Origin of the sequence: Kitasatospora albolonga, assembly GCF_039535905.1 — a bacterium.
Classification (GTDB): Bacteria; Actinomycetota; Actinomycetes; order Streptomycetales; family Streptomycetaceae; genus Kitasatospora; species Kitasatospora albolonga.
Genome location: NZ_BAAAYB010000060.1, coordinates 28,673 through 44,937 on the forward strand (window position 1 = coordinate 28,673; position 16,265 = coordinate 44,937).

At 72.6% G+C, this 16,265-nt stretch carries 10 protein-coding genes; 1 reads left to right on the forward strand and 9 read right to left on the reverse strand.

What is annotated here, in order from left to right:
• Window positions 1-9 precede the first annotated feature (9 nt).
• Both ABD946_RS14280 and ABD946_RS14285 read right to left on the reverse strand, forming a co-directional pair.
• A complete protein-coding gene (locus ABD946_RS14280) occupies window positions 10-1,197 on the reverse strand; it encodes an acetyl-CoA C-acyltransferase (protein WP_345283460.1) in 1,188 nt (395 codons plus the stop codon).
• A 37-nt stretch (window positions 1,198-1,234) separates the two neighbouring features.
• The gene (locus tag ABD946_RS14285) at window positions 1,235-2,383 is read right to left on the reverse strand and encodes an acyl-CoA dehydrogenase family protein (protein ID WP_345283495.1); all 1,149 of its coding nucleotides are present in this window, start codon (window positions 2,381-2,383) and stop codon (window positions 1,235-1,237) included.
• A 152-nt stretch (window positions 2,384-2,535) separates the two neighbouring features.
• On the opposite strand from ABD946_RS14285, the gene ABD946_RS14290 reads away from it, so the two are divergent.
• Window positions 2,536-3,189 carry a TetR/AcrR family transcriptional regulator gene (locus ABD946_RS14290; protein ID WP_345283457.1) on the forward strand — a complete coding sequence of 218 codons (654 nt, stop codon included), beginning with the start codon at window positions 2,536-2,538 and terminating at the stop codon, window positions 3,187-3,189.
• Between the two features lies 1 nt (window position 3,190).
• Here the strand turns inward: ABD946_RS14290 and ABD946_RS14295 are convergent, their stop codons facing one another.
• The 7 genes from ABD946_RS14295 to ABD946_RS14325 form a co-directional block, all read right to left on the reverse strand.
• A complete protein-coding gene (locus ABD946_RS14295) occupies window positions 3,191-4,345 on the reverse strand; it encodes an aminoglycoside phosphotransferase family protein (RefSeq protein WP_345283497.1) in 1,155 nt (384 codons plus the stop codon).
• Between the two features lie 79 nt (window positions 4,346-4,424).
• Window positions 4,425-5,492 (reverse strand): RNA ligase (ATP), encoded by a 1,068-nt coding sequence (locus ABD946_RS14300; RefSeq protein WP_345283499.1) that lies wholly within the window; start codon window positions 5,490-5,492, stop codon window positions 4,425-4,427.
• A 70-nt stretch (window positions 5,493-5,562) separates the two neighbouring features.
• Complete coding sequence (locus ABD946_RS14305; RefSeq protein ID WP_345283509.1) at window positions 5,563-6,699, reverse strand: nitric oxide synthase oxygenase; 1,137 nt, start codon at window positions 6,697-6,699, stop codon at window positions 5,563-5,565.
• Between the two features lie 203 nt (window positions 6,700-6,902).
• Window positions 6,903-7,877: an L-histidine N(alpha)-methyltransferase gene (gene egtD, locus ABD946_RS14310; RefSeq protein ID WP_345283501.1), complete on the reverse strand. Its 975-nt coding sequence runs from the start codon at window positions 7,875-7,877 to the stop codon at window positions 6,903-6,905.
• Between the two features lie 56 nt (window positions 7,878-7,933).
• Window positions 7,934-8,680, reverse strand: a complete 747-nt coding sequence (egtC, locus tag ABD946_RS14315; protein WP_345283503.1) for an ergothioneine biosynthesis protein EgtC — start codon at window positions 8,678-8,680, stop codon at window positions 7,934-7,936.
• A complete protein-coding gene (gene egtB / locus ABD946_RS14320; protein WP_345283505.1) occupies window positions 8,680-10,029 on the reverse strand; it encodes an ergothioneine biosynthesis protein EgtB in 1,350 nt (449 codons plus the stop codon). The genes egtC and egtB overlap by 1 nt, the downstream gene beginning before the upstream one ends.
• 4,993 nt (window positions 10,030-15,022) lie before the next feature.
• Window positions 15,023-16,138, reverse strand: a complete 1,116-nt coding sequence (locus tag ABD946_RS14325) for a glutamate-cysteine ligase family protein (RefSeq protein WP_345283507.1) — start codon at window positions 16,136-16,138, stop codon at window positions 15,023-15,025.
• Window positions 16,139-16,265: the final 127 nt, after the last annotated feature.

Sequence of the window (16,265 nt, forward strand, 5' to 3'; positions counted from 1 at the left end):
GACTCTCCCTCAGACCTTCTCGACCAGAACGGCACTGCCCTGCCCGACCCCGACGCACATGGTGGCCAGCCCTCGCCGGCCGCCGGTGCGCCGCATCCGGTGCAGCAGCGTGGTGAGGATGCGCGCGCCCGAGCTGCCGAGCGGGTGGCCGAGCGCGATGGCCCCGCCGGTCGGGTTGACCAGCTCCGGGTCGATGCCCAGCTCCCGGACGCTGGCGAGCGCCTGTGCGGCGAACGCCTCGTTGAACTCGGCCTCCTGGAGGTCCTCCAGCCGCCAGCCGGTGCGGGCCAGCACCTTGCGGGTGGCGGGGACGGGGCCGATGCCCATCACGTCGGGGTGGACCCCGGCGGAGGCGCCGGCCACGTAGCGGCCGAGCGGCTCCAGGCCGAGGTCGTTCAGGGCCTCCTCGCTGACCAGGATCAGACCGGAGGCGCCGTCGTTCATCGGCGAGGCGTTGCCCGCGGTGACGGTGCCGCCGGCCCGGAAGACGGGCTTGAGGGCGGCGAGGCGCTCCAGGGTGGTGTCCTCGCGGATCGACTCGTCCTGGCTGACCGTCACGCCGTCGGCGCGCAGCACCGGCAGCAGTTCGGCGTCGAAGAGGCCGTCCTTGCGGGCGGCGGCGGCCCGCTGGTGGCTGCGCAGGGCGAAGGCGTCCTGGTCCTCGCGGGTGACGCCGAACCGGCTCGCCACCTCCTCGGCGGTCTCGCCCATGCTCAGCACGCCGTGCAGCTCGCGCATCCGGGGGTTGGTGAGCCGCCAGCCGAGCCGGGTGTCGAAGGTCTCCATCCTGTGCGGGAGGGCCTCGTCAGGGCGGGGCAGCACGAAGGGGGCGCGGCTCATCGACTCGCAGCCGCCGGCCAGCACCACCTCGGCCTCGCCGGAGCCGATGGCCCGGGCGGCGGAGGTGACGGCCTCCATGCCGGAGGCGCAGAGCCGGTTGACGGTGGCGCCCGGGACGGTGTCGGGCAGGCCGGCCAGCAGGACGGCCATCCGGGCGTTGTTGCGGTTGTCCTCGCCGGCCTGGTTGGCGGCGCCCCAGTAGACGTCGTCGATCCGGGCGGGGTCCAACTGCGGTACCTCGTCGAGCAGTCCGCGCAGCACCAGGGCCGAGAGGTCGTCCGGCCGGACGGTGGAGAGCGCGCCGCGCAGCCGCCCGATCGGGGTGCGGCGGGCGGCGGCGAAGTAGACGGGACGCACGGTGGGGCTCCTCAACTACTCAGGGGGGCAGGGGATTTCAGAAGGCGTTGACCCCGGTGAGGGCGCGCCCGATGAGCAACTTCTGGATCTGGCTGGTGCCCTCGTAGAGGGTCATCACCCGGGCGTCGCGCAGGTACTTGCCGACCGGGTACTCGTCGATGAAGCCGTAGCCGCCGAACACCTGGAGGGCGTTGTTGGCGGCCTTGACGGCGGCTTCACTGGCGAAGAGCTTGGCGGTGGAGGACTCGGTGGCGAACGGCAGACCCCGGTCGATCAGGTCGGCCACCCGCCAGGTGAGCAGCCGGGCCGCCTCCAGTTCCACCGAGATGTCGGCCAGCATCTCCTGCACCAACTGGTAGGAGGCGATGGGCTTTCCGAACTGCTCGCGCTCGGTGGCGTAGCGGACGGCGGCGTCCAGGCAGGCCCGGGCGATCCCGACGCAGCCGGCCGCCACCGACATCCGGCCCTTGGCCAGGGCGGCCATCGCGACGGTGAAGCCCTTGCCCTCGGGGCCGAGCCGGGCCGAGTCCGGCACCCGGACGGCGTCGAAGGTCAGCTCGGCGGTGGCCTGGCCGCGCAGGCCCAACTTGCCGTGGATCTCCCGGCGTTCGAAGCCCGGGGTGTCGGTGGGCACCAGGAAGGCGGTGATGCCCCGGTGGCCGGCCTCGCCGGTGCGGGCGAAGACCAGGGCGACGTCGGCCCAGGTCCCGTTGGTGATGAAGGTCTTGGCCCCGCTGATCAGCCAGTGGTCGCCGTCCCGGACCGCCTTGGTGCTCAGGTTGGCGGCGTCGGACCCGGTGCCGGGCTCGGTGAGGGCGAAGCAGGCCAGCGCCTCGCCGGAGCAGAGCCGGGGCAGCCAGTGGCGCTTCTGCTCCTCGGTGCCGAAGCCGCTGACCGACTTGGCGACCAGGCCGAGCGAGACCGAGACGATCCCGCGCACCGAGGAGTCGCCCCGGCCGAGCTCCTCCAGCACCAGGCAGTACGCCAGGTGGTCTCCGCCGCTGCCGCCGTACTCCTCGGGGATGGTCAGGCCGAGGAATCCGACCTTGCCCAGCTTGCCGATGACCGCCCGGTCGACCGACTCGGCGCGGTCCCAGCCGGCGGCGTGCGGGACGATCTCGCGGTCGGTGAACTCGGCGGCGAGCTCGCGGACGGCGGCCTGCTCCTCGGAGAGCTCCAGGTTCATGGCGGTCCTCGGCGTCGGTCGGCTACGGGAGGTCGGGGCGGTGGTCAAAACTAGCGGTGCAAGTTTTAATCGACTGTAGCCCGGCCCCGCAAGGGTGGGAAGACCCCGCCTGGAAGACTGGAGCCACCGCCACCCGACCGGAGGAAGCAGCCATGGCCCGCCCGCGCACCCCCCTGCTCAGCCGCGAGCGGATCGTCGCGGCCGCGCTCGCCCTGGTCGACGCCGAGGGGCTGTCCGCGCTCTCCACCCGGCGGCTGGCCACCGAGCTCTCGGTCAGCGGCCCGTCGCTCTACAACCACTTCGCCACCAAGGACGAACTGCTGGACGCGGTGGTGGACGGCGTGATGGGCGAAGTCGACCTGTCGATGTTCCGGCCGTCCGGCGACGGCGGCCCCGCCGACTGGCGCACGGCGCTGCGCGACTGGGCCCGCTCCTACCGGGCGGCACTGGCCGCCCACCCCAACGTGGTGCCGGTGCTGGCCCAGGGCCCCGGACGGCGGCCGAACGCGCTGCGGCTGGCCGACGCCGTCTTCGGCTGCCTGGTCGAGGCCGGGTGGCCGCGCGGTCAGGCCACCCGGATCGGCGCGCTGATGCGGTACTTCATCACCGGCTCGGCGCTCGGCTCCTTCGCGGGCGGCTTCCCCGAGGACGCCGCCCTCTACGGCGAGGAGTACCCCCACCTCGGCGAGGCGCACAAGCTGGCCGAGCACCGCCGCCGGATCGACGAGGGCGCCTTCGAGACCGGCCTGGAGGCCCTCCTGGACGGCCTGGAGCTGCGCTACGCCCGTACCGTGCGGGGGAGTTGAGTCAGCGGGCGATCGCCGCGCGGACCTCGGACTCCGGGTCGCCGGCGTGGTAGACCCGCTCGGTGGCCTCGATGCCGTCCAGGAACTCCTGGTAGCGGACGGCGTAGCCGAGGTGGACCAACGGTTCGGCCAGCTCCAGGGCGCGGGCCGGGTCGGAGCCCGGGGCGTGGGTGGTCCAGGCCTCGGTCCAGAGGCGGCGGACGGTCTTCCAGCGCTCCTCGGAGAGGAAGTCGCGCGGGCGCAGCCCGTCCACGGCAGGGTGGCCGAGGTAGCTGTCGGAGAAGTCGATGAGGGTGGTGCGCTCTCCGTCGAACCGCCAGTTGCCCGGGTGGAAATCACCGTGCACCAGCGTCTCGGGCAGCCCGCAGGCGGACAACTCGTCGACAATGAAGGGGAGTTCGGACAGCAGCTGCTCGGCGGCGGCGCGCTCCTCGGGCGTCAGGCCGGTGAGCCGGGGCAGTAGCGCGGCGAAGGCGGCCACCAGGGCGCGCGGGGTGCGGTCCGGCAGATCGTCGACCTTGCCGGCGAGGGCGGCCTGGGCCGCGACCAGCCGGGGCACCGCCGCCAGCATGCCGTCCTCCGGCAGGCCCCAGCAGTCCACCCCGGGGGCGTCCGCGAGCAGCAGCCGTCCCGGCTCGGCGGCCAGCACCACGGGCACCGACTCCGGTGTCACCGAGGCGAGGTGACGGATCACCAGGGCCTCGTCCACCGCGAACGGGGGAGTGGTCTTCAGCCAGGCCGAGCCCTCGCCGACCGGCAGCCGGTACAGCCCGGAGAGGTTCCAGCTCTTCACCTGGAGGGCCGGCCCGCTCGCCCCGGCCCGCTCGGCCGCCCAGGCCAGCGCGGCCCGCAGCCCGTCCGGGGTGGCCCAGAGGGCGCGCAGGGGGTCCTCGCCGACCTCCAGTACGGTCGGCTCCAGCCCGGCCGTCGGCCGCGCCAGCGCCTCGACGTGGTAGGCGACGTCACCCCCGACCCCGCCGGTGCCGCCGTGCGCGAGCAGGCGCAGCACCAGCACCGGCACGCCGAGCAGCCGCTCGGCGGCCTCGGCCACCTGGCCGGTCTGCTGCCAGCGGGGGTGGGTCACCGGGAACGGCCCCGCCTGCCCGAGGGTCTCGCCCTGGTACGTCACCAACACCGTCACGCTGCGCTCTGTCACGCGCGGCAGTCTGACGAGTAATGATCATCGGAGCAAGTGCTTTTCGGGCGGGCGGGGCCGTTCGCGGACGCGGCGCCGGTCACTCGTACTCGGTGCCGCCCTTGCGGGTCAGGTAGGCGCCGCTGACCACCTTGGCGATGGCCCGCCCGCCGGTCACCGGGCTGTAGCGCTCGACCACCGGCCGGATCACCACGCCCTCGCGGATGTGCAGCGCACGGCCGGAGACGGTCTCCCGGCCCTCCGCCAGCTCCAGCACCGTCCCGGTGTCGAACGGGCCGCGCCACAGCTCGGGCACCAACGGCAGCTCCTTCTCCAGGAGTTCGGCCGGGTCCAGCCAGCGCAGCTGACCGTCGATCACCGCGGAGACGGCGAAGACCGCGTACCCGGGCAGCTCGGTGCGGCCGGACTCGCCGTACCCGAGGTCCTGCACGCCGGTGCCGAACACCTCGCCGAAGACGCCGACCCGGGAGGCCCCGAGCCGCTCGGCCAGCCGGGCGGCCACCTCCGGCACGCCGTGCGCCCTGACGGTGCGCCAGTAGAGGTTGGCCCCGTCCTCCTTGAGGGCCAGCCCCTGGGCGCCGATGCCCTTGGAGGAGACCTGGACGGCGCCGGAGTCGGCGTGCAGGGTGAGCAGGCAGCAGGTGCCGTGCAGCTTCTCGGTGACCACCACCGGCTCACCCGGCTCGAAGAGGTCGGGGAAGCGCTTGAGGTTCTCGATGTCCACCCAGGGCAGCAGCTCCGGCGCGGACTCCACCTCGCCGCTCATGCCGACCGGGATCGGCGGCACCCACTTGGTGATGCCCAGGAGCTCGGACAGGTCCGCCCCCTCCGCCTCGGCCCGCACCAGCTCGTCCTCGGAGACCGCCGCCGGGCGGCAGACGATGCCCTGGGAGAGCTCGCCGCGCAGCCGTACCGCCTTGACCCGGTCGTGGTTGCCCCCGGCCAGGCGCCCGGTCAGGCCGAGCTCCTCGATCAGGGCGGCGGGGAGCACGGCCTGCTCGGGGATGTAGACGGCCAGGTCGCCGGTCCGGTACGCGCCCTTGGCGACGACGGCGCGGTAGAGGCCGACCTGGGCCAGCTCCAGCGCGTCGGCGTTCGGATGGGTCAGGACGGTCAGCCGCTCGACCGTCACGCGCAATGTCGACATGTCGGTACCTCCCCCGTTGATGTGGACTGCGCCCACTCTGACCCGGGCCGGACGCCGAGCGCGACGGGTTTTATGACGGGGCGTCGGGAACGCGGGGCAGGAAGGCCGGCCGCAGGTCCGGGTCCACCGGGTCGTAGTACCGGTGGTACACCGGGGTCAGCCCGCCGGAGACCGGGGGGACGATCCAGCTCCAGTCCGCCGGGGTCGGACGGCCCAGCCGCTCCTCCTGGGCGATGTGCCGGAGGAAGCGCTCCGACTCGGTGTGGTGGTCGGCGATGGTGACGCCCGCCTCCTGGAAGGAGTGCAGCACCGCGACGTTCAGCTCGACCAGCGCGCGGTCCCGCCAGAGCGTCCGCTCGGAGGAGGTGTCCAGGCCCAGACGCCGTGCCACCTCGGGGAGTTGGTGGTAGCGGTCGGCGTCGGCCAGGTTGCGGGCGCCGATCTCGGTGCCCATGTACCAGCCGTTGAACGGGGCCGCCGGGTAGCGGATGCCGCCGATCTCCAGCGTCATGTCGCTGATCGCGGGGACGGCGTACCAGCGCAGGCCCAGCTCGGCGAACCAGGCGTGCTCGGGGTGGCTGAGCTCCACCTCCAGCACCGCGTCCTCGGGCACCTCGAACCAGTGCGGCTCCTCCTCCGGGCGCCGGCGGACCATCAGCGGCAGCACCTCGAACCGCTCCTCGCCGCCCTTCCAGCCCGACTCCCGGGCCAGCGCGGTCAGTCCGGCCCCGGCCGGGTCGCCGACCAGGGCGCCCTCCGGGGTGGTGTGGCCGGCGTAGCGGACCAGCTGCTGGTTGACGATCCGCGGCCCGGGGCGGCCCGGCCGGTCCGGGGCGAAGACGGTGATCACCGGACGGATCCGCCCGCCGTTGGTGGCCGCCCGCAGGTGGTCGAAGCACTCGGCGGCCAGCTCGTCGGGGGAGTCGACCCCCCGCCGGTCGCGGACCACCAGGCTGCGCCAGTAGAGCCGCCCGATGCAGCGGGCCGCGTTGCGCCAGGCCAGCCGGGCCCCGAAGGCCAGCTCCTCGGCCGTGTGCTCGTAGGTGCCGGTCCGCTCGATCTCGGCGAGCACCTGACGGACCCTCGGCGCCGGGTCGCCGCCGCCGGGCCGCTCCCGGTGGAACTGCCGGACGAAGTCCACCGCCTGCCCGGCGAGCGGATCCGTCGCCGGGGCCTCGGCGGCCGGTGGCGGCGGAGCGGACCCCACCGCCACCGCACCGGAGTACGGACAGCCCGGAGCCGTCGCGACGACGGCGGACCTGCGGGTACGAAGCCGACTGAAGATCAAGGACACCTACCTCCCACGGCCATGGAAGCCCAGGTGCCGGACCGGCCGGACGGAGTGCGGCAATCCCGCCCGGCCGGTGTGATGACCCGCTAAAGTGCGCGCGCGGAGCCGGTCGTGACCGCTCAGTCCCGCGGGAAGGAGAGCGAGAGCCCGAACCGGCCGGCCTCGTCGGTCCACCACTGCGAGAGCTCCAGGCCGGCCGCCGCCAGCTCGGCCTCGATGCCCTCGCGGCGGAACTTCGCCGACACCTCGGTACGCAGCTCCTCGCCGCGCTCGAACCGCACCGCCAGCCCGAGCCCGCCGATCGTCACGGTCTGCGCGATCCGCGAGCGCAGCCGCATCTCGATCCACTCCTCGCGCTCGTCCCAGAGCGCCACGTGCTCGAACAGGGTCGGGTCGAAGTCGGCGTCCAGCTCCCGGTTGACCACCTGCAGCACGTTCTTGTTGAAGGCCGCCGTCACCCCGGCCGCGTCGTCGTAGGCGCGGACCAGCACCTCGCGGTCCTTCACCAGGTCGGTGCCGAGCAGCAGCGCGTCGCCCGGCGCCATCGCCTCCCGGAGCCGCTTCAGGAAGACCGCCCGCTCGGCCGGCAGGAAGTTGCCCAGCGTGCCACCGAGGAAGACCACCAGCCGGGGGCCGCCGCCGGGCGGCAGGCCGAGCTGCTCGGTGAAGTCGGAGACCACCGCGTGGGTGGTGAGCTCGGGGTAGTCCACGGTCAGCGACTCGGCCGCCGCGGTGAGCGCGCTCTCGCTGACGTCCACCGGCACGTAGGTGCGCAGGGTGCCGAGCTCGCGCAGCGCGTCCAGCAGCAGGCGGGTCTTCTCCGAGGCGCCCGAGCCGAGTTCGACGAGGGTGCGGGCGCCCGTGGCGAGCGCGATCTCGGCGGAGCGGTCGGTCAGGATCTCCCGCTCGGCCCGGGTCGGGTAGTACTCGGGCAGCCGGGTGATGTCCTCGAACAGCTCGCTGCCGCGCGCGTCGTAGAACCACTTCGGCGGCAGCGTCTTCGGACTGGCCGTCAGACCGTGGCGCACGTCGTGGCGTAGCGCGTGGCTGAAGTGGTCGGCGGCGAGCAGGCGGGTCAGCTGGTGGGTCCTCACGGCTGTACTCCTTCGTGCAGCGGGTCGTACATCAGGCAAGTCGGTTCGCGGGTGCATCAGTTGGTGCGGTCGAGGGGGAGGACGGTGACGCCCTCGGAGGTGGCCAGCAGCAGGGAGCGGTCCGGCACCCGCCGCCACCCCGGAGCGTCGTCGCCGGGCTCGGAGGCGACCAGCACCGAACCGGGCCCCGAGCGGTGGTGCAGGTCGTCGCCCCAGGCGGTGGCGGCGAGCGAACTGCCGTCGGTGAGCAGCAGGTTGAGCCGGGCGTCGGTGTGCTTGGCCACCTCGCGGACGGTGTCCGCGAGCGCCTCGCCCAGCTCGGCGCCGGCCCGTAGCCGGTTCAGCGCCAGGGCCCAGACCAGGGCCGAGTCGGTGCGCGCGGTGAGCGAGAGCAGCTCGGCCGGGGGCAGCTGCGCGGCCAGCCCGCCGAGCCGCTCCGGCCAGCCGGGCAGCACCCCGTTGTGGGCGAACAGCCAGGGCCCGGCGGCGAACGGCGCCGCCGCCTGCTCCCCGGCCGCACAGCCGTGGGTGGCCGAGCGGACGGCGGCGAGCACCGCTCCGGACCGGACCACCCGGGCCAGGTCGGCGAAGCCCTCGTCGGCCCAGACCGGCCCGGCCCGCCGGTAGCGGGCCGGCACCGGGTCGCCCTCGGCGTACCAGCCGATGCCGAAGCCGTCCACGTTCATCGTCCCGTGCTGCTGCAGCCGGGGCGCCCAGGACTGGCGGTAGAGCCCGGACGGCGGGTCCACCACCAGCTCCCGCAGCGCCATTGGCGGCCCCAGGTAGGCCAGTTGGCGGCACATCAGCCCTGCTCCGCGTCCCGGGCGGTGCGGAAGCCGGAGAAGATCTGCCGCCGGATCGGGTAGTCCCAGTTCCGGAAGGTGCCCCGGCTGGCCACCGGCGCGGCCGCGAAGCAGCCGCCGCGCAGCACCTTGTGCTCCGAGCCGAAGAAGACCTCCGAGTACTCCTCGTACGGCCAGGCCCGGAAGCCCGGGTACGGCCGGAAGTCGCTGGCGGTCCACTCCCACACGTCGCCCATCAACTGCCGGACCCCGTAAGGGGACTGGCCGGCCGGGTAGCTGCCGGCCGGGGCGGGCCGCAGGTGGCGCTGGCCCAGGTTGGCCAGCTCGGCGGTCGGCTCCTGGTCGCCCCAGGGGTAGCGGCGGGAGCGCCCGGTGACCGGGTCGAAACGGGCCGCCTTCTCCCACTCGGCCTCGGTCGGCAGCCGCCGTCCGGCCCAGCGCGCGTAGGCGTCCGCCTCGTACCAACTGACGTGCAGGACCGGCTCGTCGGCCGGCACCGGCTCGGTGGCGCCGAAGCGGCGGCGCAGCCACTCGCCACCCTCGCGGCGCCAGAACAGCGGGGCGGTCAGCCCGGCCTGCTGCCGGTGCGCCCAGCCCGCCTCGGTCCACCAGCGCGGGTCGTCGTAGCCGCCGTCGGCGATGAAGCGCTGGTAGGCGCCGTTGGTCACCGGGGTGGTGTCCAGCCGGTACGCGGCCAACTCGACCCGGTGGGCCGGGCGTTCGTTGTCCAGCGCCCAGGGCTCGGTGTCGGTGCCCATGGTGAACGGACCGGCCGGGATCAGGACCTCGGCCGGCAGCGGGCCGGTCCGGGTGTCCGGCGGCTCGGGGGCGGTGAGCGCGACCGGGCCCCGGCGGAGCTGATGGGTGATCAGCATGGTCTCGTCGTGCTGCTGCTCGTGCTGGACGATCATGCCGAAGGCGAAGCCGTCCCGCAGCAGCGGCGAGGGCCCGTCCAGCGGGGTGGCGGCCAGCAGGTCGAGCGCCCGGCCACGGACTTCGTGGGCGTAGGCGCGGGCCTCGGCGGGCGGCAGCAGCGGCAGCTTGGGGCGCTCGGCGCGCGGGTGCTCGAAGGCGTCGTAGAGCGGGTCGATCTCGGGGTGCATCGGGTCCCGGCCGCCGACGTTGCGCAGCAGCCAGAGCTCCTCCTGGTTGCCGATGTGCGCCAGGTCCCAGACCAGCGGCGACATCAGCGGGGAGTGCTGGGCCGTCAGGTCGTGGTCCTCCAGCGCGGTCAGCCCGGCGGTGCGCTCGCGGGCGGCGAGCAGCTCGGTGGCGATCCGCTCCCGCAGCGCCTCGGCGCCGGTCTCGCGGGTCTGCTCCAAGGACTGGTCCAGGGCTTCGTTCAGCATGCTGCTGCCTCCAGGGCGAGCGGGAGCGCGCCGGAGCGCACGGCGTCGAGTTGGTCGTCGGCGGGGCACCGGCCGCGGGCGGCGCGCCGGCCCCGGTTAGGGTTTTAGGTGTGGGGCGTGGTAGGCGTCGAGGCCGGAGGACCGGAAACCCAGACCTCGAACTTACGAGACGCGAAAACGAAGGGGCGGAAAGTCGAATACGAACGAACGAAACAGACTTGAACCCGAACGCGGAACAGACGACACCGATACCTCGCGCAAGAGGATCGAAAGATTGGAGCGGAAACCACCCGCGACGATTTGCACGCTACGATAAGAAGGCGAACCCGCGATCAAACCCGAAGCCCGCGTATAGACACGACAGGCGTCGATCGACCCAGTCTCCGAAACACGAAGGAGTCACGGAGGCGAGCGATACCGCGCGACGAGACGATTAGTATCACCACCAGTCGGGAGGAAACGGCGAAACGGTCGGACTAGAACGAACACCACCCGCGGGGTTCTGATAGAGGCGGCCGTGCGATCGAACCTGGAAATGACACAACCGTTCAAGGCGCGACGTAGGACTACACTCGGGCCGATACAAGGCGGCCCTCCCACAGCGAAGAGAACGAGCCGCGCGAACGAACCGACGAAGCACAGTCGAAAAGGCGAGCGAGAACACGAGAAGGACGAACACGAATCGCCGGGCGAGCGAATAAACGAATGCAGCGCCGCGCGAAATAGTGAATAAGGCGGGCGAATCCGCGCGAATAACGAAGGGAAGAACGGCGCGACGACAACGAACGAAGACGGGGAAAGGATACGGAGGCGCGCGGGAAAAACCTGCGTTGGCGTGACGAAAAGCGAGCTGCGCGACTCGAGTCGCGGAACGAACGAATCCCGCGAACGGATTCGAACGGCCGAAGGAGGCGGCAAAGCGCGACCGAGAACGGCGAACCGACGAGGAATGTATGGCGAAAAAAAGCCGCAGAAGCGAGCGTACCCCGAGACACGAAAGACCGAAGCGGACGGCGGAAACGAGGAGACCGGCCGTGGAAGAGGTCGAAGTTTCGGCACCGGGGCCCCGGACCGGCTACGGGGGCGTGCGCATGGCCGGCGCGAATCCGAACTCGCCGACGAGACGAACCCGCCGGCGCCGCGGGCCGCCGGACGGCGACGCCCGCCCTGAGCCTCGGCGAACCGACAATCCGGCGTGGTCGGGGGGGCCCGCGAACGCGAAACGGAGGCGGGCGCCCGCGCAAGGCGCGCGAATGGACGACGTCGAGCGAAATTCGAACGCGAAGCGACGCGACGAAGCCGAAACTCGCAGACCCGAAGCGGCGACGCCGGCGACCTGACGAACGGCTGCGAGCGGCCGCGCCTGAGCCGACCGCGAAGCAGGCCGCCTCGCCCGCGAATCGAAAGTGTCGGGGCCATCGAGCGAACGACGAACGCGAACCCGCCCGAACGCGCGAAGAACGCGAAGCCCGCCGACCCGATAAGACGCGCGGCGAACGCGACGAAGGTCCACGAAGTCGACGAGCGGAATCGTCGCGGCGCGGCCGGGAGGCGCGACAGAGAATGAAGGAGAAGAGCGAAATCGGGCTGGAACGAAAACCAGAGGAAAGGGAAAGTCGACGAACAGAACGGGCAAAGACGAATCCGCGGGATAAAGTACGGAGGCGAAGCGGATACACGGGTGGTGAAATGTGGGAGACGGGGGGGGGACGAGCGCCCGAAGGGACGAACGACGCGCCGACGGAGCGTCGAACGGCGCGCCAACGAGCGGGCGCGGCGCCGAAGCGCCCGACGCCGACGCGAACGCGCGGGTGAGCGCCCGCCGCGCCCCCGAAGCGCGACGCCGAAACGCGCCGGCCGCCGCGCGACGACGGCGCGCGACGCGCCGGACCGACGCCGCGCGGAACCGCCGCGGCGACGAGCGGACGTCGAACGCGTCGCCGGGACCCCGCGCGCGCAGCGCGAAACCGGAACTCGCGGGAACGCGGGACGGGACGCGACCTCGCGCCGGTCGCGCCGAACGCGCGACGCGGTGGTCCGGCAGCGACCGCGCGGACCGCCCGGCCCGAGAGCCGCTACCAGAACCCGGACGCGGCGAACCGGAACCCGCGCCGAAGACGGCCGCCCCGAGACGCGCGCGCCCGCGACGCCCCCCCGAGCGCGGCTGCGCGAAGCGCGGGACGTGATTTGTTTTTGCTCCCGACGGCGCGGGGCGAACGCGACCGCGCCGCCCGCCGAACTCGACGCGAATAAGGGGGGGGGCGCGAACACCGACCGGTGGGCGCGCCTGGAGCGCCCCCCCGCGCCGCGAACCGCCGCCGGCCGAGCGCGACGGCTGCCGCCGGCCGTCGACGACGGCCGAGCTGAGAATGTAGTCGGCGGCGCCCGCGCGATGCCTGGGCGGGGGGGTGGGGATGCGCGGGCGCGAAGCCGAACGCCGGCGAAGACGAAGCGCCCGCGACCGAACGCCCCCGACGCCCCGCGCGCGGCGCGAACGCCGCCGCAAACCCCCCGCTGCCGCACGGCCGCGCGACGACGCCGCGACGCCGCGGGGCGCCGAACGCGGAACCGCCGAAACGAAGGGCGAACGCCGCGACACGCCCGCGCGAGCGGCCCCGTTCCGCGCCGATGCCGGCGCGCGAACGATCGGCGCCGACCCGACGCCGACCGGAAGCGCGCGCGCGATCCGAGGCGCCGCGCGCCGGCGCCCCGACCACCGCGTGCGACGATGGTCCGAGGGGGACGGAAAGGCCCCCCGCGGCCGGCGCGCGGCGCCCGCCGCGAACCGACCGCCGGGGGGGGCCGGAAGTCGAACCCGCCGACGAAGCGCCGTAACCCGCCGACGAATCGGCGCCGGCGCCCGGGAAGTCCGCTCTGGGCGGCCGAGCGCGGCGACGGCGCGCCACGCGATTGGGAGCAGGTAGCACGGGCCGAGCGCGCGCGAAGACGACCGAACGCGAACGCGGAAACGCCGAAGGGGCGCCGAACCGAACGCGCGCCCGCGCCCGCGATACGACGGGTCGAACCGGTCGGAGCCCGACTTCCCTTGAAGCGCAGCGTGGAAGGGTGTAAAGGTGGCGTGTGAAGAGTGCCGGGGAGAAAACTGGGCGAGAGCCGACTCGGCGGAGGACGAACGGAAACGAAAACCGCGCGCACGGTACGGACAAGGGGAACGGTAGAAGACTGCCGTCGCCCACCATCGGGAAGCAAGCATTAGGCGGCGACATTTACTGCGCGGCGAATGCCGCGCGACGGCGACCGCCCCGCCGGCCGCGGGACGCCTGCGAACCGCCCCCGGCGTACCGATTCCCGCGAGCCGGACACGTACTGCGTATATCCGTCCTCGCTCGACGGACCTGCCCGCGGCGCGCGCGAACCAACCGAAGCGGCTGCCGAGCTCCGTCGCTGGCCCCGACGCGACGCGAACCCGCTGAACGGAACGCGAACGCCCGCGCGCGCCCGCGCGCCGCGACGCGGGAACGACGCGCCGACGCGCCCGCGACGAACGAGCCGACCGAGCGGCCGCGACGACGCGCGGCGACGCCGACCCCACCGTCCGAACCCGCGACCGCGACTGAACCGCGACGCGGCGCGTCCGCCCACGAACCGCGCGACGAACCGCGAAGTCCACGGCGCGCCCGCCCCGATCGCCGACCGACGATTAGCGCAGCCGCGAACCGGAAAGACGCGCGGCGCGCTGCGGCCGGAACCGAAGGTAGACTCGACCGCTCCTGCCCCCCCCCGCTGCGGACAGCCGAACGCGGGCGACCGAACCCGAAGCGCGCCGGAACCGAAACACGACCCCCGAACCCGCGCCGACGCCCGCCGCCGAACGCCACGCCGCGGGACGAACGATCGATACGACCCCGCGCTGACCGGCCCGATGCCGAATCGGACCCCCGGCCCGCGACGCCCCGCGCGCGAACGACGGAACCGCGAACAGACCGCCGCCGCCCCGCGACGCGAACGAACCCGTCCGCGGGGCCGACCCGAACGAACCGCTCCGAATTCACGCGCAGGGGTTTTTACCGCGTCGGGGAAGGGGAAAAGCGGACATGGACTGAAGAACTAGTAAATCGACGCGCGAGCAAAACCCGACCCCGAAACCCGAACCCGAAGACGAATACGAAAAGTTCGCCGAAACTGAAGCGACCGAACGGTGATCCTGGCGAGCCGGTGCGAAAACGAAGAATCGCCCAAACGAACGAAACCACGAGCCCGAACGGGATCGGAGCGAAGACGAACCCGCGAGCGGGCCGACAAGAAGACGAAAAAGGTCCCCCGCGCGAACCCGCCCCCGACAACGAAACGGACGACGCAAGCCCACAGGGACGAACCCAGACACCGAAGAGAAGACTGGGAGCGAAACCGGCAATAAGTGCGGAAGTCCGCTAACGAAGACCCGAATAAGCAAGTCATGGAAGAGTGCCGCGCGACCGAGGGTGATCCGCGAACCGAAGTCACCGAACCCGAAGCGAACGAACGGGGAAACGAAATTCGCGACGAAGGCGAACCGAACTCCCGCGCTTGATGGTGTCGGAATCGGGGAATAAATGGTGGGAAAGAGGGGCTTCCCGGAACGCGACCGAAACGACGAAAAAGCCGAAGCCCGACAACGAACCCGGAACGAAACCGACTCGCGAACGAAACCGTAAAGCCGAACAGCCGACCCACGGAATAACTAGCGAATGGTTCCGATTCTGAACCGGCGATGAGACTGGCGAAAACCGAACGCGAAATCGAGACCGAGGCCGAAACAGCGCGTCGCACCGGCGAAAGTTTCAACCGAACCGATAACGCGAAGTCGAACCCTCGAACCCCGAAGTCGGGAAACGAAAGTATCGCGGAACGACGCGAGGCCGAAACGATAATCCGAAAGACGGGCGCGAAAACGAGACGAACACCCCGACGGGAGTAGTTCGGACCTGCATTAGGATCGAAGACGAACGAAGAAAGAAGTCAGTGCGTACAGAGAGTCCCGGGGGCCCGATCATCACAACAAGTAAACGAACGACCTCGATCTCCGGGGCCCCTGTGAGGCGCACGGGGCGGCGCCCGAATCGGAAGAAATGTGGCGGCGTGCGGCCCGACTCGAAAAATGAATGGCGGACAGCGCGGTGCGCAGCCGGGCCGCCGGGGCGCCGCGCCGGGCCAGTGCCTGGTCGGCCAGCGCGAAGCAGGCCAGTGCGGCCCGGCGCAGCTGCGGATCGGCCACCGCCAACGTGGCCGCGCGGTGCCAGAGTTCGGTGCGCGGGGGGTGCCGGTCGCGGTAGGACGGAGTGGCCAGCGGCTCCAGCGCGTCGAGGCAGGCGTCGGAGGCGGCCGGGTCGTCCAGCAGGGCGGAGACCAGGGCGAGCGGTGCCTGCCAGCCCTCGCCGGGCTGGGCGTCGATCATCCGCAGCTCCAGGTGGCCGCGCGGGCGGACCGGCGGGAAGAGCGTGGTGCGGTGGTACTCCAAGTCGGCCAGGGTGGGCGGGCGTTCGCCCTCGCCGCGGAGCCAGCCGCGGAAGGTGAGGCCGGGCGGGGCGGTCCACGGCAGGCCGTCCGGGCGGCGCACGCAGAGCACCTCGGCGTCCAGCACGTACTCGGCCCAGATCTCGCGCGGGTCGCCGTCCAGGGCGGGGGCCAGGGTGCGGGTCGGGTCCATCCGGGACCAGACCAGCTGACGGGTCGACCGGTGGCCGGTCGGGCGGCCGTCCAGCAGCGGGGAGTTGGCGAAGGCGGCGACCAGGACGGGGCCCAGCAGGTGGAGCAGCCGCCAGCGGCTGCCGTGGGAGAGGGGTCCGTCCTCGGTGCCGGCGTCCACGCAGACCTGGGCGGAGGCGGTACCGGTCATCATCACCCGGCCCCAGGGGTTGGTCCGCTCGAAGTGGCACTCCATGGCCAGGTAGCGGGGGTGGTCCAGCCCCATCCGGCGCTCGCGCTCCAGCGGATCGGTGCCGCTGCCGGTCAGCCGCAGTCCGTGGGCGGCGAGGGTGGTGCGGAGGGCGGCCTGGTCGGGCCCTGAAGCAGTTTCGAATGATGGCGGCGGTCCGCCTCGGCGCCCGAAGCAAGAGCAAAAGCAGACCAAGGACCTGCGGGGACAAGTTGTTGGTACATCAACCCCCACGTGGTAAGGAGGGGGGCGGCGGGCGGGCTGAGCCGCGGGAGCATGGCGGAAGCCGGACCTGCGGCGCGCCGGCGCTCACGGCCCGGTGAGGGAACGCTGTGCCGCAAGGAGGGGAGAGTCTGCGGAC

Bases quoted from the DNA above. Each gene is read 5' to 3' on its own strand.
- ABD946_RS14285 (WP_345283495.1), bottom strand. From the start codon at position 2,383: ATGAACCTGGAGCTCTCCGAGGAGCAGGCCGCCGTCCGCGAGCTCGCC.
- ABD946_RS14290 (WP_345283457.1), top strand. From the start codon at position 2,536: ATGGCCCGCCCGCGCACCCCCCTGCTCAGCCGCGAGCGGATCGTCGCG.
- ABD946_RS14300 (WP_345283499.1), bottom strand. From the start codon at position 5,492: ATGTCGACATTGCGCGTGACGGTCGAGCGGCTGACCGTCCTGACCCAT.
- egtC (WP_345283503.1), bottom strand. From the start codon at position 8,680: ATGTGCCGCCAACTGGCCTACCTGGGGCCGCCAATGGCGCTGCGGGAG.
- egtB (WP_345283505.1), bottom strand. From the start codon at position 10,029: ATGCTGAACGAAGCCCTGGACCAGTCCTTGGAGCAGACCCGCGAGACC.